Genomic DNA, 20,192 nt, shown 5'->3' on the forward strand with positions numbered 1-20,192 from the left:
CTATAATAAGTCTATGAAAAATGCGTCAGTTGATCTTTTACGAGGCCCAATTCTGAGGTCTCTTTTAATCTTTGCTCTACCAATTCTGATATCCAATATTTTCCAGCAACTCTACAATACTGCCGATGTCATGATTGTGGGGCGTTTTCTAGGTCCAGATGCCTTGGCTGCTGTAGGAGCTTCTTCTGCTATTTTTGATTTGGTTATCGGCTTTGCTCTTGGCGTTGGAAATGGTATGGGTGTTGTTATCGCACGTTATTATGGTGCTCAAGACTACAGGAAACTTCGTCAGTCTGTGGCGGCCACTGTTGTCATCGGTCTAGGCTTAAGTGCCTTGGTTATGATTCTAGGACATTTCGGCCTCTATCCTTTGCTTAGATTTTTAGGAACGCCTACTTCTATTATCGGGCAATCTTACCAGTATATTTCTATGATTGTTTCCTGTGTTGGAGTAACTTTGGGTTATAATCTGTGTGCAGGACTCCTCAGAGCGGTTGGGGATAGTCTTAGCGCCCTCTATTTTCTGATTTTTTCAGCACTAGTCAATATCGTTTTAGACCTTTTCTTTATTACACAACTCCATTTTGGTGTTCAATCAGCAGGCTTAGCGACAATTATCTCACAGGGACTTTCAGCTATCCTTTGTCTGTACTATATTAAGAAAAAAGTGACCTTCCTTCTACCAAGCAAGTCAGACTTTGTTCTTGATTCAAGCCTTTATTTGGACCTTTTTGGACAAGGGATGGCCATGGGACTTATGAATTCTATTGTTTCGATTGGGACTGTGACCTTACAGTATGCCATTAACGGCTTTGGACCTCTTATCATCAGTGCCCAAGTTGCGGCAAGACGCATTATGTCCTTCGCAGTTCTCCCTTTGACCTCACTTGCTACTGGGGTGACCACCTTCACCTCACAAAACTTCGGGGCCAAACAGTTTAAACGCATAGTGGCTGGTTTAAAACAATCTTGTCTTGTTTCTATCACTTGGTCTGTCATTGCTTGTGTCCTTCTCTATATAGCAAGTCCCTTTTTGGCTGGTTTTATCTCTGGTTCTGATAATGCTGTGATTATTGACAATGCCAGTCGCTACCTCCGTATCAGTTCTCTCTTCTATCCTATTTTAGGAATGCTTTTCATTTTCAGAAATAGTCTCCAAGGCCTAGGTAAAAAACTGACACCTTTAACCTCTAGTTTCATTGAGCTTTTTGGAAAAATTCTCTTTGTTCTTTTGGTTATTCCTTCTATGGGCTACCTTGGCGTTATCCTATGCGAGCCCTTGATTTGGATTCCCATGACCATTCAACTTTATATTGCCTTGAGGAAACATATTCGACACTTGTTTATCAGTTAGACTACTTTTAAACATAGAAAAAACGACCATCACGGTCGTTTTTAGTTTAATTTAATCCCCATTCATCAGAGATCTGTTTCATTATGGCCTCTTGGGAGACAATCCCAAAGCCCAGCATGTAGGTTGAGTAATCAGCATAAATTACCTTGTTATTTTGAACTGCCTTTAAGCTACTCCAGACAGGGTTATTTTTAAGTTTGTTTTCTAGGAGCTCTTGAGAATCTGCTTGAACAATCAGGAGGTCCGGATTAATGTCTTTTAGTTTATCTGGATCGATAACTTGGAACATATCATCTGGGTTGAAGGTTTCAGCACGATTGAAATGATAAGTATCATACAGATAACCAAAATGCCCGTAAGCGTAATAACGGATATCATTGTCTGTCACGCGCAGATACATGAGTTTTTGATTGCCAAACTTAGCTTTGACATTCTCTGCGAAAACAGCCTCCCTAGCATCCACTCTATCCAGGTCCTTCTTCATCTCATCACGTTTGTCGAAGATTTCTGCCACCTTTAATGAGGTTTCGTGATAGTCCCAATTTTCATCTGTATTAATTTGGTAACCAACAGTCGGTGCAATCTCAGACAGCTCCTCGTAGAGGTCTTCCTGCTCGCCTGTCATAAGGATTAAATCAGGTTTTAACTCAGCAATCTTATCCAAATCTGGACTCCCCTGCCAACCAACTGAAACCACCTTGGCATCCTTGTATTGTTTCTTAAAGAGGGTTGAAAATTCTTGACTATCAGCTTGACCAGTTGTTGCACCTACAGGAGTGATATCTAAAGGATTCAAGATTTCACCATAGAGGTTGTCGAGGATAACAATACGTTTAGGAACTTTTTTCAACTTTGTCGTACCAAAATCATGAACAATCGTCTTCTCCTTAAAAGTTTGGCTTGTATTATTTGACTCTGCATTATGTCCAGACGTCATGTCTGGCAAGTAATATAGTAAAAGACCAGATATGATGGCCAGAATGGCTAATAAATAAAGAAGATTTATTTTTTTCATGGCAACTCCTCGATAAGATCGGATTAAATCGTTACTTTAAAGTTATCTTAAAACTTCTTTAATGTCAATCACTACTTGTTAGTTTAAGCAAAGAATAGTTGATTCTGTAATATTACTGATTTTAATAATAGATTGTTTTGAATGTTCCATAGGTAGAGCAATATTTTGGAAAATTAATCTATGTTATAATGATAAGTAACATTGGAGGGAAATTATGTTAAATCAGCTTTCATTTAAGGGACAATGGCGACAGTACCAACGGCGTGTCCTCGATAAAGTCGATAGCTTTATGGATGATGGAAAGATTCACTTGGTGGCTGCTCCTGGTTCTGGTAAAACAACCTTAGGAATTGAATTTATAAAGCGTTTTGGTAATCCAACTTTAATTTTAGTTCCGACAGTTACCATCCGTCAACAATGGGGAGATCGGATTAAACAAGCTTTTTTAAGTGATGACAATCTAGTAGAACAACTCATTTCACAGGATTTAAAAAGGCCTAAAATGATTACGGTTGCGACCTATCAGGCACTGCACAGTGCTATGAACCAAGTCGTTGGCGATAGTCTTATTGAGGATACAGATGATGAGTCTCAACAAGAGCATTTCGATTTTCAAGGTTTCGATATTCGAAAAACTTTTGGGGACCAAGATTTAGGGACTCTTTGTCTGGATGAATGCCATCATTTAAGAAATGAATGGTGGAAGAGTTTAGAGAGTTTTCATAAAGCTTTTCCAAATATAAAGATGATCTCTTTGACAGCAACACCCCCATACGAGGGAGAACCTGCACTTTGGGAACGTTATATAAGCATGTGTGGTGAGATTGATGAAGAAATTACAGTGCCTGAACTGGTTAAGGAAGGGACGCTCTGTCCTCACCAGGACTATGTCTACTTCGCCTTTCCAACTAAGGAAGAACGTGCACAATTGGACCAGTTTGATAAGCAGAAACTTAACTTTCTAACTAAATTGTCTAGAGATATAAACTTTTCGAACGCTATTCAGTCTAGTCCAGCACTAAGTGGCCAAATTAGCGATGATGACCTATTGGCTAATCCTAAATACCTTTCCGCTACCCTGATTTTTTTACGGTCTAAAGAATTGCCTTTTCCTCAACGTTTTCAAGAACTTCTCGCTGCAAAAAACTTGCCAACTTTTACGCTTGAGTGGTTTGAAACCTTGCTTAATGGCGTGATTTTTCAGGTCCCAAATTGGTATGGATTTACCGAGGAAGCCTTTAATCAGCTAAAGAGTGATTTGAAAGCAAATGGTCTTATTGAGAGAAATCAAGTTAAACTTATCCGGAATAAGAAGCAAGATGTCCTGCTTAATCAATCATTGGGGAAACTCAATGCTGTTAGAGATATTTTTAAGGCAGAATACCAGTCTCTAGGAAATAATCTCCGTCAACTTGTTTTGACAGACTTTATACGTAAGGATTTTCAAATTCATCTAGGCGATAACAGTGCACAATTTACACAACTAGGTGTGCTCTCTTACTTTGAATCTATTCGTAGAGAAATAATTGAACAGTCTTGGACGGTGCCTGTGGCTGTATTGACAGGAAGTTTAGTGATTATTCCAACTTCAGCTAAAGAACATCTAGAGCGACTCATTCCTAATTCTCGTTTATCCTATGATGTTATTGGACAGTTGAGCCAAAAAGACTATCTTAAGGTGAGTGTTTCTGGTTCTCACCATGATTTAGTGACTGCCCTTACCCAACTTTTCCAAGAAGGGCATATTCAGGTGATTATTGGGACCAAGTCTTTATTGGGCGAAGGTTGGGATGCCCCTTGTGTTAACTCCCTTATTTTAGCTAGTTTTGTTGGAAGCTTCATGCTAAGTAATCAGATGCGAGGACGTGCCATCCGTGTCTGGCCAGACAATCCTAATAAAACGAGTAATATCTGGCATTTGGTTTCTATAAATTTATCACCTAGGAGATGGTTTGATTTTCAAGATGAGGAAGAAAAATTCAATGAGACATTAGAGCTGCAGTTGTATGCACTTAGTCCTGACTTAGATTTGTTAGATCGGCGTATGACACAGTTTCTGGGCCTCCATTATCAAGAGCCTACTATCGAATCTGGTATTGACCGCCTTGACCTCAATCAAATAACTTTTAGCCGAAAGGGTCTAGAAAAACTTAATCAAAATGCCATTACACTATCTCAAAAACGTCAGGAGCTAAAAGACCGTTGGCAACAAGCCTTGCCACTATACGAAGATATGGAAGTGGTCAACCAAGTTGAGGTCGACAAACAATTTCTACCGTTGGTATACCTTAATGATTGGATGAAGGTCTTACTTATTTCTCAAGCCTTTGCTGCCACTTATTTTATCATTGATGTGACAAGATACTTTATTGTTGGAAAGCCGTTTGTTCATAGTCTACCAATACTTCTACTCGCTCTTCTTCTACTAGCTGTCTTCTGGGGAAGATATTTTATCTATAAGAGCCCCTATAAACGTTTGGAAATTTTTGGTAAAGCTATCCACCAAGCCCTGCTGGATTCAGGTCAGATTGAGACTAAAGAATCTGCTCCTAGAGTGGTAAAAGACAGTAAACAAGCGATTTATAACGCCATCTATCTCAAGGGTGCTAGCATGAGGGAAAAAGAAATCTTTGCTCAGACTATGACTGAATTTTTCGCTCCTATCGAAAATCAACGCTATATCTTAAAGGCTTGTCACAAAGTGAAGGACCAAACTGAATTTTTTGCCGTTCCAAGTATGTTTGAAAAGCGAAAGGCAGATGCAGAGTCTTTCCTCCGACATATACAAAAAAGCCTAGGAAAATATGATCTTATTTATACGCGAAGTATTCAAGGACGTCCTATTCTCCTAGAAGCCCGCATCAAGGCACTTGGAAATAAGCAAGAACGAACAGTTACACATAAAAAAGTCATGTCAACTTTAGAATGATAAATAGCCCTAACCACTTTAACCGTTTTTATCATGATATAATAAACCAAAGAGAATTTATTGGAGAATTCTATGACACTCACACATATTTTTTTCGACCTAGATGGTACCCTCGTTGATAGTTCTGAGGGTATTCACAATGGTTTTGTTCAAACTTTTGAAAGACTAGGCTTCCCTGTTCCTAGTGATCAGAAAATTCGTACCTTTATGGGACCACCTCTCGAGGTAACCTTTAAAGAAGAGGTTAGTGAAGAAGGTGCTGCCAAAGCTGTCAAGATTTATCGTGACTATTATGAGACCAAAGGACAATTGGAAGCTCACCTCTATGATGGCATTAAGGAAGTTCTTGAACAACTTAGTAAAGACCCTAACAAGAAAATCTTTATCACAACTTCAAAAAATGAACCTATTGCCCTAGAAATGTGCCAACACCTTGGGATTACTGAATATTTTGAAGGTATTTATGGATCTACCCCTGCTGCTTTTCATAAGGCTGATGTCTTGCAGCGTGCCATTACTGAAAATCAAGCCCCTAAAGACCAGTCCGTCATTGTTGGTGATACCAAGTTTGATTTGATTGGTGGAAAAACAGTTGGCATCAAAACAATAGCGGTGACCTGGGGATTCGGGACTAACGAAACTCTATTAGCAGAAAATCCAGATTTTGTAACTGAGACTCCCCAAGAACTTTGGGATATTTTGAAATAATAATTGATACATGAAAAGAGCATGACTAGACAATCATGCTTTTTTTCTATTGAATCTAGATTACATCTGAACAATGATATCTAGGCAGAGCGCCAAAGCCTTATCAAAAGCCTCTGAGCCCCAATCTCTTTGATCGTAATTGTCAATATCTGCAAGGGAATCTGCCGTAAAGAGTAGTAATCCCCAAATAGCTCCTCGAAGTTGAGCAACTGCTGCAAGTGCAGAACATTCCATCTCTACAACACTACAGCCCTCTTCAATGCGATAGGAAACCTTATCTGGTGTTTCTCTATAAAAACCATCTGTCGACCAGGTCATAACCTCTTCATAGGGGAGTTTCTTTTGTTTTAAAGTTTTCTCAATAGCTTCCAAAGCTTGTTTATTCATGTCTATATAGCGGGATGGAGCTACATAGTGGTAACTCGCTCCTTCATCCCTCAACGCTCTAGTAGGAATCAAAAAAATATTCTCTGGCATGTCCACCAAGACGCCACAAGTTCCAGTTGATATGATTTGCTTTACACCATAACCAATTAGCCAATCCATAAATTGTGCAGCTGCAGCTGAGCCAACGGGGGCTTGAGCCAAGCAAATCTTCTTCCCGTTGTAAGTCATCACATAGACAGGATAGGTTTTGGTGGCAGAGACAAATTCGCCAACTTTTTCAGCGCCAACTGATATCGCATAGCGTTCTACTTCTTCCTCTAAAAAGCCGTAAACACACCTAGCCGGCAAGTCCAAATCTAAATCCTCATGGGTCGGCATAATCACTGCCTGAGGATTGTCGTCAAACTCTAAAATAGGAATTTCATGTTTGTATATCATCTGTTGCCTCCAAAGTTTTAAGAATTATTATATCAAAAAATGCAAACTGATTATATGATTTCATAAAATCTATTAGCTTATAATCAAGAAAAATAGATGATTTAATCATAATACCTAAAAAGGACATGAATCTGTTTTAGTCAGAAACATGTCCTTTTTGTGTTCTATTCAAGAAAGATTATTTCAATCATCTTTTATTGTCTCACGAAAACTTCTGATGTTAAGAACCTATTCACGATACTCTGATGGCTGTAAGAGAAGACAAAAAAATGGTACAGAATATTAAATGAATTCTGTACCATTTTTTTATTGAGTCTAATCAATTTTCGCAACATTGAGAAGCAGCGAGCTAATCAAAACAGACAAAGAACTAAGGGCCATAGCAAGACCTGCTAGTTCTGGATTGAGGGTCAATCCCAGTCCTACAAAGACTCCAGCAGCAATTGGAATCCCAAGGATATTGTAGATAGAGGCCCAGAAGAGATTGAGTAAGATCCTGCGGAAGGTCTTTTGACTCATGTCAAAGGCGCGCACAACTCCAAGCAAATCATTTTGCGTGAGCACGATGCCACCGGACTCGATTGCAATATCCGTTCCAGATCCCATAGCGATCCCCACATCCGCGATCGAGAGAGCTGGAGCATCATTGATCCCATCTCCAACAAAGGCGACCTTGCTAGCTTCTTGCAGTTTTTGGATGGCGCTAGCTTTTTCTTGAGGAAGGACATCAGCAATGACGGTGTCAATTCCCACTTGCTTAGCAATAGCTTGGGCCACCCGTTCATTATCCCCCGTTAACATGACCGTTTTCAAGCCCCGTTCTTTGAGCTTTTTGATTGCTTCTTTTGAGCTGGCCTTCGGAGCATCTTGAATGGCAATCAAGCCAATCACTTGCCCATCCACAGACAAACTGATCACTGTCTTGGCCTGCTCTTGCAAGTCTACCATCCGTTTTTCAAGCTCCGGATCCATCGCTGTCCCGTCATGAAGTTTGCCATTTCCCAAGGTCACCAACTGCTGGTCGATCTGACCTTGGACCCCTTTTCCTTCAATCGCTTGGAAGTTTTTCACAGGCGATAACACCAAACCTTTTTCTTCTGCTTGGGATAACACCGCTTGGGCTAGTGGATGTTCTGAAAAAGTTTCAAGACTAGCAGCCAGTGTCAAGACACGCGCTTCATCTCCTACAACATCGGTTACAAGTGGTTGGCCAATGGTAATAGTCCCTGTCTTATCAAACACAACGGTTTGAATCTTTTGCACTTCTTGAAGAACTGTTCCATTTTTAATCAGAACCCCCATCTTGGCACTACGGCCGGTTCCGACCATCAGGGCTGTTGGGGTTGCTAAACCAAGGGCACAAGGACAGGCAATAATGAGGACAGAGACTGCATAGAGCATGGCCTCTTGAAGCGACGCGCCCAGAAGCACGGACCAAACCCAGAAAGTCGCAATGGCCAAAATCGTCACCACTGGAACAAAGATACCTGAAATCTTATCCGTCAAATCTTGAATAGGAGCACGACTGGATTGGGCCATTTTGACAAAGTCCACAATTTGAGATAAGAGGGTCTCACTACCGACTTTTTCAGCCTTAAAGAGAATGGTCCCATTGCTGTTGATAGTGGAGCCGATAACTGCATCGCCAACTGATTTTTCCACAGGCAAGCTTTCACCTGTCACCATCGACTCATCAATGGTCGTACTTCCTTCTACAATCGTCCCATCAACCGCGATCTTTTCCCCAGGACGGACCCGAATCAAGTCACCAATTTGGATATCTTCTGCCGCCACCTCGACATAGTTCCCATCACGGAGAACTTGAGCCGTTTTTGCCTGCAAATCCAACAATTTTTCCACAGCCTCGGAGGCATTGTTACGCATCCGTTCTTCAAAGATTTGCCCTAAGAGGATAAAGAAGATGATAAAACCCGCAGCCTCAAAGTATACTGGCTGACCAGTAAAAAGGGCAAATACACTATAGACATAGGCTACCAGGGTTCCAAGAGCTACCAAGGTATCCATATTGGAATGGTGCTTCTTAAATGAGGCCCAGGCACTCTTGATAAAAGGTACTCCTGCTACCAACATGATCGGCGTTGTCGCTAGAAAAGTTCCCCAGCGACTGACTGGATGGGATACAAATCCTGCCCACATCCCGATCATCAAGATCAATAAAGGAAGGGTAAAGATACTAGTAATCCAAAAGCGACCCCGTAAACTTAAGACACGACGGCGTTTTTCCACAACCGTGTAGGAACCCTTTTGCATCTTCATTCCACATGAAAACTCAAAGTCCCCTGTTTCTGTCGGGGTAAAGGATATCACCTTATCCACACCGACTTCCAAAGGCTCTAAAATCCCCTGATCTTCAAACAAAATTTCCTTGTAACAGCCAGAAGGATTGACCCGATGGAAGGTGATTTCAGCAGGGATCCCTTTTTGAAGTTGAAATTCCTTTGGACTATAGCCTTTTTCTGCTGTAATACGGATCTTTTGCACTCCGTTTTCCACAACTGCTTTTTGTTTTTCTACCATACCTACTCCTTTATTCCACAATCATGTGACCATGCATCATGTTCATTCCACATGAATACCCATATTCGCCCGCTTTTTCTGGCGTAATTTCAATGACATGTTTTTCACCTAAAGGCAAATCTTCATGAACGCCAAAATCTGGAAAGATCACTTGAGCCAGACATGAAGATGGATCCTTGCGATTAAAGATGATCCGGGCTGGAACATTCTTTTTCAGGACAATGGTTTCAGGCGAATAGCCCCCCATAACTTCGACTTCAATTTCTTGATAACCTGATTTCTGACGAGCGTGGCCGCTTACCTTTTCATGCTCTGCAAAGAACCACCAAGCAATAAAAGCAACCACAAGTAAACAAACAATACTAATTAACAATCCAAACATGGAATTTCCTTCTTTCTATTACATACAATTGCAAGGGACTGTTTCGACAGCCTCTGCTTTCTTTTCTTCCAGGACCTGCTGCAGCTGATTAAGATCTGCAAGCGTAAAGTCACTCGCCTGAATCAAGTTTTCAAGCACCTGGACAATCCTTTTGGAGCAAACCTTGTCTTTCACCTCCTCAACCACCAAGTCTAAACTCTGATCCTGCGTCAACAGAGCGGAGTAAACAAAGGCTTTGCCTGATTTTTCTCTAGTCAAGCACCCCTTTTCCACCAAGCGGGTCAAGAGAGTCTTGATGGTTGACTTCGACCAGTCAAAGCGCTCGGACAAGACGGCGATCAAATCCGTGCTGGTCTGCTTGCCTTCCATCCAGATAATCTTCATGATGCGCCATTCCGCATTGGAAATTTGCATGACCTCTCCTTTCTAAATCTACATTTGTAAACCTTACGATGTTATTCTACTCCTAAGATTTACATTTGTCAACCAAAAGTTTTAAATAAAACAAATCTTCCTTTGAAGATTTGTCTGATTGGGCTTTTTCACTCCTTTAACTCAGAAAAACTTGGTATGGTGTTTGATAATTCAAAGACTTCCTAGGAATTCTATTTCTTTTATCAGCTGTAGCTGATAAATAATTTTGAGAAATATTCGTAAAAGCCATTTGTTTAGGTAGTCCATTTCGTCTTAATAAGCCATTAGAATGTTCATTGAGACCTCGTTGCCCAGGACATCCTGGATCCGCAAAGAAAATATCAATGTCATGTGCATTCGAAATAGATTTCCAATTAGAAAATTCTTTTCCGCAATCAAAAGTGATTGACTTAATTCGTTACTCTATCACAATCATAGATTTAATAGACTTGCGTTCATCCATATCTTTATAGGCCTGATTAATATCTTCCAATTTATAACTTGTCGTAAAGACTCGGCCTGGATTGATGTCGCCATCAAGAACAGCTTTTAACAAAACTTGTTTATCATAGGTTGTGACAGAGGCTGGTCCGCCACCAATCGTTGTATTTTGTCCAAAGGTTGATCCAATGGCACGATTTTCATAGTGTGGAACACCAACAAATCCCATGCGACCACCATTATGAAGGACTCCAAGAGCTTGGTCCACCGCTGCTTCTGTACCGACACATTCGAGAGCTGCATCTGCTCCTCCCCCGAGGATTTCACGGACTTTGGCAATGCCTTTTTCGCCACGTTCAGCAACAACTGCAGTTGCACCTGACTCCAAAGCCATTTTTTGACGATCTTCGTGACGACTCATAAGGACAATTTGTGAAGCACCACGCATCTTAGCTGCGATGACAGCACATTGACCAACAGCCCCATCTCCGATAACGACCACCTTGTCACCTTTTTGCACATTAGCCACACGCGCCGCATGGTAACCCGTCGGCATGACATCAGCCAGTGTCAAAAGTGACTTGAGCATGCCTTCACTATAATCTGAAGGTTGCCCAGGAATTTTGACAAGGGCCCAGTTAGCAAAGTGGAAACGGATATACTCAGCCTGCACGCCCCTAGACCAGTTATTACCTGGGTGGTTGTCACAAGAGCCATCAAAACCAGCACGACAGGCATCACACTGTCCACAACCATGTGTGAAAGGGGCAATGACAAAGTCACCTGGTTTTACTGTAGTAACTTCCTCGCCAACTTCTTCGACAATTCCGATAGCCTCATGACCGCTATTTCTATGTCCTTCTTCCATTTCCGGATTACGGTAACTCCAAAGGTCCGATCCGCAAACGCAAGTACGTACTACCTTGATAATGGCATCATCTGCCTCTTGAATGCTTGGACGTTTGATTTCCTCAATGCCGACCTGACCTGCCTTTGTGTAAACTACTGATTTCATTTAAAAACCTCTATTCTTTCGTTTCTGATAGTATACACTTTTTTACAAGAAATCGCTCAAAACACTCCCTATTACGGTCATATTTAGTTACTTAATCATATTTTTTTCCATACTTCTTTTCAAGCATTTTCTTAACTAGATATGGCATCTTGACATTCTCTCGACCTTTTTTAGCAATCAATTTTTTGACGAAATCAGGCATCTGAATATCTTCTTCCTCTTCTAAAATCTGTCCTGTGTTTGAAGGAGCTTCCAACTCATCAAAAGTCTCTAGTTGAGGATGATAGTAACGATAGTCACCGTCTATATGAGACTGAATGGTTGAAAGAAGTGCTTTAATCAAACGAGAATCGCTATTTGGCATAGGAGGACGGTGATAGGCCACACCAAGCTCATGACAAAGCTCCTTACACTCCACATCATTATCAAAAAGAACCTCAATATGCTCACTAATAAAAGCTATCGGGACAAAAATATAGTGGTCAGGGTGTTCCTTCTCATCATGAAGGTATTCTAAGACATCAGGTTTAATCCAAGGAATACCAATATCACTTTCACTCTGCCATGTATTGGTATACTGGTCTTCTTCAAGACCTAAAATTTCCACAATCAAGCGAGTATTGTCATAAATCTGATCGATATAAGGATCGCCAAAATCAAGGGCTAAAACTGGTACACTGTGAGCTGAAAAAATCACCTTATAGCTGTCATCTCCAATTTGATCTAAAATATTTCGAATCTCATCAGCCCAGTAGTGAAGAAGTGAAGGTTCTTGGTACCAATCCTTGATAATTTGGAACCTAATCTGCTCACTTTCTAAAAATTTCTCATATCCCATGACAGAATAGTAAGAATAATGAGGCTCTAAAATCAAGCACAAACATTCTTCAATTCCATCATTCTCCATCTCTTTGATTACATCAGTGATAAAAGGGCGGGAAAATTTATTAGCAAAGTAGACCGACGCTCGTTCTCCAAGAGCAGAAGCAACCAAATCTACTTCTTCTCTAGTTATCCTTTGAAGTGGAGTTCCGCCAATTCGTACGTAATTGTCATATAAAATCTGAATTTCATGTGGTTCAGGACGAACACCACGCCGAATATTCGTGAAAAACTCTGCTACTCCTTCATAGGTAATCTCTTCTGGTGACCCAAAGGTCATCATCAACACAGCTCTCTTACTCATAATTACTCCTTGTTTCACGTTTGTTCTATTTTAGCATGAAAAGGTTTACTTTAGGGAACTTGGTATCAAAATAACTCTTAAAGGTAGACTTTAAGAGTTTAAAAACAAACCTTAATGATGGTGTCCCTGCTCATTTTCTACTTCTAGCTCTTCGATATTTCGCTTGTGGGCGCGGTGAGTTGCCAAGTCTTCATCAACTTCGATGGTGACATTTTGAAAGCCACTCTCTTTGAGCAAGTCTCGGATAGACTCTTTACAGACCTCCATATGTTTGACATGCTCCAGACAAACATGAACAATAGCATTTTTCTCTAGTCCATCCATGGTCCAAAGATTAAGCTGATTGATACTAGCAACATTATCCAACTGTTCTAAGTCATTCTTAACTTGCTTGATATCAACCCCTTCTGGCACAGCATCTAGGAAAATCTTGAGCGTGCTCCAAAATCGTGGAATGGCTTTGGAAAGAATAAAGAAGGAAATAGCTAGAGACAAGAGGGGATCTAGGATATACCAGTCAGTAAATCGGAGGACAATGGCCATCAAGATGACAGCCAACCAACCTAAGGTATCTTCCAAAAAATGCAGGCTGAGAATGGATTCATTCTTGGTTTGCCCCTTGCGAATGACCAGACTCGCCAGCACATTGACACTGATAGCAATAATTCCCAACCAAAGAAGCCCTTCGTCATTGACGGGCTGAGGGTGGAAAAGCTTGCTTACATTTTCTAAAATCACCATACCAGACCCTGTCATCAGAATCACAGCGGTCACCATGGCACCTAAAAGGCTAAAACGCTTGTAGCCCAAGGTGTAATGGCTGTCTTCTTTCCGATTGGAAATGCTCTCTAGAAAAGCTGAGATGCCAATGGCGATTGCATCTCCAAAGTCATGGACCGAATCAGCGAGAACTGCACTGGAACCAAAGATTCCCCCCGCAATAAATTCAACAATGGCAAAGCTTAGATTTAATAAAAAAGCCAACCAAACCGCATATTTTGTCTTCATTATATTTCTTCCTTTGTTATAATAGATTCATGAACATCATGTTCATTATCTATTATCCAATACTATCAACAGAAAGGATAGGGGCAAACCGTTCGCTGTGTACGTTACTGAACAGTTTGTTCATAGTGTCCATATGACTGCACAAGATCGTCGCATTACCAAGACTAGAAAAGCCATCTATCAAGCTTTCTTGCGCTTACTTAACCAAAAAGATTATGAGACCATCACCGTTCAGGAGATTATTGACTTGGCTGATGTAGGACGTTCGACCTTTTACAGCCATTATGAGAGCAAAGAGTTACTACTGGATGAGCTCTGCCAAAAACTCTTTCACCATTTGTTTGAGCGTGCTCAACACCTCTCTCCACAAGACTACCTAGCACATATCTTTCAACATTTTAAGAAAAATCAAGACCATGTAACCAGTCTCTTACTCTCCAAAAATGATTATTTTATCCGGCAACTGCGAAAAGAGCTAGAACATGATGTCTATCCAATGGTTGCCGAGGAGCTGATTCAATCGCACCCAACCATCCCTCACTCCTATCTCAAGCATCTGGTCGTCAGCCATTTCATTGAAACCCTCAGCTGGTGGTTGAAAAAAGGCAAGTCCTATAGCGAGCAGGAAGCTGTCCAGTTTTATTTGGAGATACTGAAAGTTGGTTCAAACTAGAAAGAAGTTTTTTTAATGACCCTCACTCAATTTTATTTTCTCTTTCCAGCCTTATTCATGCTTCACGAACTTGAGGAAATCATATGGATGCCCTCCTTTGTCAAAAAACTATCAGCACAGTTTCCAGATATTCGATTCCTTTCTTATTACACTCCTTTTACTTTCAATGTCATTGTCTTGGAGCAGTTTCTGATCCTGCTTCTATCACTTTTTCTTAGCTACCAGTTTAGCAACTATACTATTTACGCAACCATTGTAATTGCTTATATCTACCATATTTTCGGACATCTGATTCAGACAATTGTCCTTCGAAAATATGTTCCTGGCTTGTTAACGGGCAGTTTAACGAGCTTGTTCTCCATCGCATTTCTAAAAATTGAAATTTCAGTCAAACTCTATGGTTACTCTTTTTTGACTTTACTGGTTATCGTTTTAAATCTTGTAGTATCATTTATGATTCTTAATCAAATCAGTCATAAAAAATAGCACTTAGACAATCATATCTTGGAAAGAAAACATCTATGTCACTTTATCCCATCTTTAGCATCATCACAGTCTTCTTAGCGCTTTCTTTTGTCCTGCTTCATTTGTTGGCCTCCCTTTCTGAAGTTAAAAAAGGAAATCACACTCTAGGAAATCAATTTCTCCTCATCGGAAGTAGCCTTGCGACTTTGTCTCTCTTCCTCTACTTCTTTTTCCCGATTGTCGCACTATCTCTTTGGCTGATTGGTTGTGGGGTGATTTGCTACGGAGCCTATTGGAATGGCAAGCAAAAAGAAAATTTCCATCTAGCCCACCATGTCATTCGATTGGGAATCGCTCTGATTCTTACCATTTTGTTAGCTCTCATATAAAAAAACGAGTCCAAACGGGCTCGTTTTGATGATTTACGGATTAAACTGCTTAGGAATGACAATAAAAATGAGAGTCACCAAGACTGAGATACCAACTCCTGCGGGAAAAATCGTTAGGGACAAGATTAATCCAAGAATCTTAATGCCAATGTCCCAGGCCAACCATTTTTGGCGATCTGCAATCAATCCAAACATTTCTGTGCCATCATTTACCTCCTCAAGTGTACGATAATACCATAAGACTGAAAAAGTGATCAGCAGTACGATGACTCCGTAAAAGGCCTGCATAGTCCCGTTCGTAAAGTGAGTCGCTATGAGCTGAGTTGTATAAGGAAAGAGAGAGGAGAAAAAGAGCATGACAATGGTAGCCCAAACCGTTTTTTGACTGACTTTCTTAATGAGATGAGATGAAGCGTGGATATTGACCCACATGGCTCCTAACCAAAAGAAAGAAATGCCATAGGCGAAAAAGTTTGTTCGAAGCTCCCATAATCCTTGTACATTAAATGTCTTCGGTTTTTCCAATTCCAGTACCAAAATGGTCATCACGATGGCTAACACAGCATCAATAAAAGCTCCCAAGCGTTCTTTTTCCATAATTTGCGGTTGTTTTTTCATCTTCCAATCCTTTCAACTCTCACTACACTTTATTTCAAAGTGGCCTTATTTCTGTGTTCCAGTATAGCATGTTTTGGTCAAAAGTTAAAATAGTAAGAGTCGTATAGATGTGAGCCATATCCTCTAAGTATATCACTTCATTTAACAATCAGGAAATCAATTTCTCGTCATCGGAAGTAGCCTTGCGACCCTGTCTCTCACCCTCTACTTCTTTTTGCCGATTGTCGCACTATCTCTTTGGCTGATTGGTTGTGGGTTGATTTGCTACGGAGCCTATTGGAATGGCAATCACAAAGAAAACTTCAATCCAGCCCACCATATCATTCGATTGGGAATCGCTCTGATTCTTACCATTTTGTTAGCTCTCATCTAAGAAAAACTCAAGTTTTATCAATGAAAACTTGAGTTTTTTTGGTAGTTACGAAATCAATAAGGAATTAAACATCCTGCTTTTCTTGAAACATTTTGACCTTTTCTTGGCAATAATCCATTAATTTCCGTGCTTTTTCAAATGTGTAGCCTTTTTCAGATACCCACTTGACTTTCTTTTCATCAAAATAGTAGCCTGTCAAGCCCCTGACTTCTTCTGATAAGGCGAGATAGTAGCCTGTTTCGATTCCCTGATCTAAATCTTTTGAGAGAGACTTCATCAAGCGTCCGAAGAGAGACTTTTTCGTCTTTTCATCACTAGAATGATTCCCTAAGTTAGGCGAGATAAGACCTGGATGGTAGGCATTAATAGTGATATTTGAACCTTTTAAAAAGAAATCCCTTGCTAGATAGCGTGTCATCCAGATGGTATAGAGTTTGGAATTATTATAGGCCAATCCTGGATGATAGTTGTTCTCAAATCCAAAGTCCAAATCCTTGACCTTTGCAAAATGATGCATATAGGAAGAAGTATTAATGACACGGCCATCGGCCGATTTTTCTAACAAGAGGCTTAGCTCAGTTGTTAACAGATAGGGAACGAGAACGGATAACATAAAAGTCAACTCGACATTTTCAGCACTTGCTTTTCGTTCTTTTCCTGCATACAGTCCTGCATTGTTAAACAAGACATCGATCCTTTGAAAGTCTCGCTTAATTTCCTCTACAAATCGATAAACATCCTCTAATTTTGAGAAATCTGCCAAGTAGCTCGAAACTCTGCCTCTCAGGGAAATCGCCCGAACTTCTTGAGTAGCCAATTCCATTTTTTGAGGATTGCGACCATGAAGGATGACATGATGCCCTTCACTAGCCAGTTTCTTTGCCAAGTGCTTTCCAATGCCATCCGTAGCGCCTGTTATTAGAATGGTTTTGACCATATTAGTCCTCCAAGAAAGTAATGAGTTCTTTTGAAAACTCTTCCGCATATTGGAAGATCGAACCGTGACCAGCATTTGGATAGATGATGAGCTTACTATCTTTTATTTTCTCATGCATATCATAAGAATTTTCTGTTGGAACCTGCATATCCTTGTCTCCGTTGACGATTAAGGTTGGTTGAGTGATAAATCTTAGGTCGTCTTGAGAATCTTTTCCCCAACGTTTAATGGCTTTGAGTTGAGTCAAGAAACCAGGCACACTCATGTCTTTATCCGCAAATTCCTTGGTTCGCATTCCCATTCGTCCGAGAACTTTCAAGGCTTCGATTTTTCCTTGTTCATCATGGTTATAGAAGATATAGCGTTTAGGATCGATGCGCTCGAGTCCAGCTTTAAACATATAGTTAAATGTTTTCCCTGTAACCTTATCGACCTCTTTTCCTCCTCGAGGTCCTGTTCCTGCCAAGATGAGACGGTTGACCAAATCAGGCTTGATTCGGATGATTTCTTGGGCAATCATGCCCCCCATAGAAAGACCTAGGAGATTGATTTTATCGTAACCAAGAGCTTCTATAAAGGCAATTGTCTGCTCAGCCATTCCAGGAATGGTTGGGGCCACTTTGCCTTGACTGGCTCCGACACCAGGAAGGTCGACCACAATCACATGGTGTTTTTCAACAATCAAGTCCAAGAGTTTTGGATCCCAGTTGTCGAGGGTTGCTGCCAGATGGACCAGCATCAGAAGAGGTAGTTTTGATTTGCCTTTGCTGAGTTCGCGATAGGCGATTTTGTTTCCTTGGACAGTGATGTATTGAGTTTTAGTTGTAAGATATGACATTATCTTTTCCTTTTTATTTCTTAAAGCTGAGGACTGTTTTTCCACGTGAGCGACCATTAGCGACCTTGTCTAAGGCACTATTCACTTCTTCAAATGGATAGACTGTATCGATAGATGGCTTGATTTCTAATTTGCAAAAGAGGTCAGCTACCTCTTGTAATTGAGCGCCATTGCTTTCTACAAAGATAAAATGGTAGTGAACGCCGTATTTGTCAGCCATCTTATCAAATTTGCGACCGGCTAAGCCAAGTAGGATCTGTTTCCATTTTGGCAGGTTCATCCGTTTGGCAAAGTCACCATTTGGCATAGCACGGAGGGACACAAGCTGACCACCTTTTTTCATGATAGACATTTGTTTTTCAGTCTCAGCGCCACCAAGAGTATCGAGGACATAATCAACCTGGCTAACCGTTTTTGTATAATCCTCTGTTTTGTAATCGATAAAACGATCTGCTCCTAGCTTCAATACACGCTCAGCGCTATCTCCAGCCCCATTGGTGATGACTGTCAAACCTTTAGCCTTAGCAATCGGAATGGCCATTCCACCGACACCGCCTGTACCACCAGAGATAAAGATGGTCTTGCCAGCTTGAGCTCCCATGAGTTCTAGGGCTTGCATAATGGTCAATGCAGTCAAAGGTACAGCAGCCGCTTCCTCGTCAGACAGATAGTCCGGAACCTTGGCTAAGGCTTGGCTATCGACAGCTACGTATTCCGCAAAGGCGCCAATATGATCAAGTGGTAAACGTCCAAAAACTCGGTCTCCAACTTTGAGATTTTCGACTTGTCTACCGGTCTCTTCAATGATACCGACCACTTCATTTCCCGCAGTTTGTGGGAGTTTGTAAGGGACGATCATCTTGACTTCTCCTCGGGAAATCATATTATCCAGAGGATTAACACCAGCAGCGGTAACTTTGACCAAAACTTCTTTGTCTGTAATACTTGGTTTAGCGACTTCTGTGATGTTCAGTGTGATATTCTTTTTGTTGTATGATGTATGTTGTGCGGCTTTCATTGTCTTCTCTTTTCTAATTTTAGTTGTATCTGATGTAGATACATGTATAGTCTTTTTAAAACTGATCTGCATGCAAATCAGTTTCGTTTTTGTTTGGCTACTTTATAAAGATTGTTAATGACATCTTCTAAGGTTTGCTGGGCTAGTTCCTTCTCAAGTTGAGCTTCAGCGCTAGCAAATAGTGGAGAAACGGCAGCCTGGATATGTTTCCCTACTGGGCAATCCGGATTGCTATTTTGGTGAACAGGAAATAAGCTGATGTGGCTGACTTCTTGTGTGGCAAAATAAATATTAAGTAAGGTGATGTCCTTTGGCGATTTACTAAGTTGGTAGCCCGTTTTCCCTTGATGAGACTGGATTAGTCCAGCATTTTTCAATAAGGCGATTACCTTTCGAATGTAACTCGCATTGGTCCCAACGCTCTCAGCCAGAGCTTGTGAACTTAGGTTTTCCTTACTCTCGCTAATCATGGTTAGGATGTGCAAGGCTACTGAAAATTTCGTATCCATATAAACTCCTTTAGATGACTTGTATCCGATACAAGAACAAGTATAACACAAATAAAAAGAAAAGCAAGACTTTTGCTTCACTGTAAAAACACACAAAAAGGACCCTACTGGATCCTCTTATTAATTGATAAACATATGTATTAAGCTTTCTTTGCCGCCTTGCTCCATTGGTACCAACCAACTAGACTGTTGATAAGATAAATGAAGTATTTCCCTTGAATTTGAAGACTTTCTCCCCACCAGAGGTAGATAGAGAAAACATTAGTGGCTGCCCAGAAAATCCACTGCTCACGATATACAGCTGTCATCAAGAGCTGACCGACACCGTTTGTCGCATCGGTAATAGAATCACGATAAGGACGATTAGCTCCAATTGACTGGTAAATTAGACCAAAAGCTAACCACCAAAGTACACTAATTGATAGGTACTTGGTCCATCCCACGGTATCCAACTTACGTGCAACAAATTCTTGTTGTTCTTTTTTGAACTGGGCTTGATAGATCAAAAAGTGTTAAAAATAAGACAGTAACCTCAGAATAGATACTGTCTTATCTCT

19 protein-coding genes and 3 pseudogenes are annotated in these 20,192 nt (G+C 40.7%); 7 read left to right on the top strand and 15 right to left on the bottom strand.

From position 1 onward, the window contains the following. Positions 1–13: 13 nt before the first annotated feature. Entirely contained in the window at positions 14–1,354 is a 1,341-nt protein-coding gene (locus tag LG375_RS01665) for an MATE family efflux transporter (RefSeq protein ID WP_225745151.1), read from the top strand. A 46-nt stretch (positions 1,355–1,400) separates the two neighbouring features. Here the strand turns inward: LG375_RS01665 and LG375_RS01670 are convergent, their stop codons facing one another. Next, complete coding sequence (locus LG375_RS01670; RefSeq protein ID WP_225745152.1) at positions 1,401–2,369, bottom strand: iron-siderophore ABC transporter substrate-binding protein; 969 nt, start codon at positions 2,367–2,369, stop codon at positions 1,401–1,403. A gap of 214 nt (positions 2,370–2,583) precedes the next feature. Between LG375_RS01670 and LG375_RS01675 the strand changes: the two genes are divergently transcribed. Further along, a complete protein-coding gene (locus tag LG375_RS01675; protein WP_225745153.1) occupies positions 2,584–5,298 on the top strand; it encodes a DEAD/DEAH box helicase family protein in 2,715 nt (904 codons plus the stop codon). 72 nt (positions 5,299–5,370) lie between these two features. Beyond that, complete coding sequence (locus tag LG375_RS01680) at positions 5,371–6,006, top strand: HAD hydrolase-like protein (protein ID WP_225745154.1); 636 nt, start codon at positions 5,371–5,373, stop codon at positions 6,004–6,006. Positions 6,007–6,066: 60 nt separating this feature from the next. On the opposite strand, the gene LG375_RS01685 is transcribed toward LG375_RS01680, so the two are convergent. The 8 genes and pseudogenes from LG375_RS01685 to LG375_RS01720 form a co-directional block, all read right to left on the bottom strand. Continuing rightward, positions 6,067–6,831 carry a nucleoside phosphorylase gene (locus tag LG375_RS01685; protein WP_225745155.1) on the bottom strand — a complete coding sequence of 255 codons (765 nt, stop codon included), beginning with the start codon at positions 6,829–6,831 and terminating at the stop codon, positions 6,067–6,069. A gap of 315 nt (positions 6,832–7,146) precedes the next feature. Next, positions 7,147–9,369 (bottom strand): heavy metal translocating P-type ATPase, encoded by a 2,223-nt coding sequence (locus LG375_RS01690; RefSeq protein ID WP_198463870.1) that lies wholly within the window; start codon positions 9,367–9,369, stop codon positions 7,147–7,149. A 10-nt stretch (positions 9,370–9,379) separates the two neighbouring features. Then, positions 9,380–9,751, bottom strand: coding sequence for a cupredoxin domain-containing protein (locus LG375_RS01695; protein ID WP_002901455.1), 372 nt, complete (start codon positions 9,749–9,751; stop codon positions 9,380–9,382). An 18-nt stretch (positions 9,752–9,769) separates the two neighbouring features. After that, positions 9,770–10,165, bottom strand: coding sequence for a CopY/TcrY family copper transport repressor (locus tag LG375_RS01700; RefSeq protein ID WP_004182480.1), 396 nt, complete (start codon positions 10,163–10,165; stop codon positions 9,770–9,772). 136 nt (positions 10,166–10,301) lie between these two features. Then, a pseudogene (locus LG375_RS01705) lies at positions 10,302–10,577 on the bottom strand (IS30 family transposase); the annotation flags it as partial. A gap of 6 nt (positions 10,578–10,583) precedes the next feature. After that, positions 10,584–11,621 carry an alcohol dehydrogenase catalytic domain-containing protein gene (locus tag LG375_RS01710; RefSeq protein WP_225745156.1) on the bottom strand — a complete coding sequence of 346 codons (1,038 nt, stop codon included), beginning with the start codon at positions 11,619–11,621 and terminating at the stop codon, positions 10,584–10,586. Between the two features lie 91 nt (positions 11,622–11,712). Then, positions 11,713–12,807, bottom strand: a complete 1,095-nt coding sequence (gene hemH / locus LG375_RS01715; RefSeq protein ID WP_225745157.1) for a ferrochelatase — start codon at positions 12,805–12,807, stop codon at positions 11,713–11,715. 111 nt (positions 12,808–12,918) lie between these two features. Then, positions 12,919–13,815: a cation diffusion facilitator family transporter gene (locus LG375_RS01720; protein WP_225745158.1), complete on the bottom strand. Its 897-nt coding sequence runs from the start codon at positions 13,813–13,815 to the stop codon at positions 12,919–12,921. A 133-nt stretch (positions 13,816–13,948) separates the two neighbouring features. Between LG375_RS01720 and LG375_RS01725 the strand changes: the two genes are divergently transcribed. The 3 genes from LG375_RS01725 to LG375_RS01735 are packed head-to-tail and all read left to right on the top strand — an operon-like array spanning position 13,949 to position 15,342. Beyond that, positions 13,949–14,488: a TetR/AcrR family transcriptional regulator gene (locus tag LG375_RS01725; RefSeq protein WP_224111184.1), complete on the top strand. Its 540-nt coding sequence runs from the start codon at positions 13,949–13,951 to the stop codon at positions 14,486–14,488. A gap of 15 nt (positions 14,489–14,503) precedes the next feature. After that, complete coding sequence (locus LG375_RS01730) at positions 14,504–14,974, top strand: HXXEE domain-containing protein (RefSeq protein WP_002891025.1); 471 nt, start codon at positions 14,504–14,506, stop codon at positions 14,972–14,974. A 35-nt stretch (positions 14,975–15,009) separates the two neighbouring features. Next, positions 15,010–15,342 carry a glucuronide permease gene (locus LG375_RS01735; RefSeq protein WP_225745159.1) on the top strand — a complete coding sequence of 111 codons (333 nt, stop codon included), beginning with the start codon at positions 15,010–15,012 and terminating at the stop codon, positions 15,340–15,342. 33 nt (positions 15,343–15,375) lie between these two features. Here the strand turns inward: LG375_RS01735 and LG375_RS01740 are convergent, their stop codons facing one another. Next, a complete protein-coding gene (locus LG375_RS01740) occupies positions 15,376–15,960 on the bottom strand; it encodes a TMEM175 family protein (protein WP_413252018.1) in 585 nt (194 codons plus the stop codon). 151 nt (positions 15,961–16,111) lie between these two features. On the opposite strand from LG375_RS01740, the pseudogene LG375_RS10560 reads away from it, so the two are divergent. After that, a pseudogene (locus tag LG375_RS10560) lies at positions 16,112–16,333 on the top strand (glucuronide permease); the annotation flags it as partial. Between the two features lie 64 nt (positions 16,334–16,397). On the opposite strand, the gene LG375_RS01745 reads toward LG375_RS10560, so the two are convergent. The 5 genes and pseudogenes from LG375_RS01745 to pnuC all read right to left on the bottom strand — a co-directional run. Next, on the bottom strand, positions 16,398–17,270 hold the full coding sequence (locus LG375_RS01745) for an SDR family NAD(P)-dependent oxidoreductase (RefSeq protein ID WP_225745160.1): 873 nt from the start codon (positions 17,268–17,270) through the stop codon (positions 16,398–16,400). Between the two features lies 1 nt (position 17,271). Further along, the gene (locus LG375_RS01750; protein ID WP_225745161.1) at positions 17,272–18,108 is read right to left on the bottom strand and encodes an alpha/beta fold hydrolase; all 837 of its coding nucleotides are present in this window, start codon (positions 18,106–18,108) and stop codon (positions 17,272–17,274) included. A 13-nt stretch (positions 18,109–18,121) separates the two neighbouring features. Then, positions 18,122–19,126 (bottom strand): NADP-dependent oxidoreductase, encoded by a 1,005-nt coding sequence (locus tag LG375_RS01755; protein ID WP_225745162.1) that lies wholly within the window; start codon positions 19,124–19,126, stop codon positions 18,122–18,124. Positions 19,127–19,203: 77 nt separating this feature from the next. Continuing rightward, positions 19,204–19,635, bottom strand: coding sequence for an Rrf2 family transcriptional regulator (locus LG375_RS01760; protein ID WP_225745163.1), 432 nt, complete (start codon positions 19,633–19,635; stop codon positions 19,204–19,206). Between the two features lie 140 nt (positions 19,636–19,775). Then, positions 19,776–20,138 (bottom strand): annotated as a pseudogene (pnuC, locus tag LG375_RS01765) (nicotinamide riboside transporter PnuC); the annotation flags it as partial. Positions 20,139–20,192: the final 54 nt, after the last annotated feature.

The sequence above is a fragment of the Streptococcus sp. Marseille-Q3604 genome (assembly GCF_916619785.1).
Classification (GTDB): Bacteria; Bacillota; Bacilli; order Lactobacillales; family Streptococcaceae; genus Streptococcus.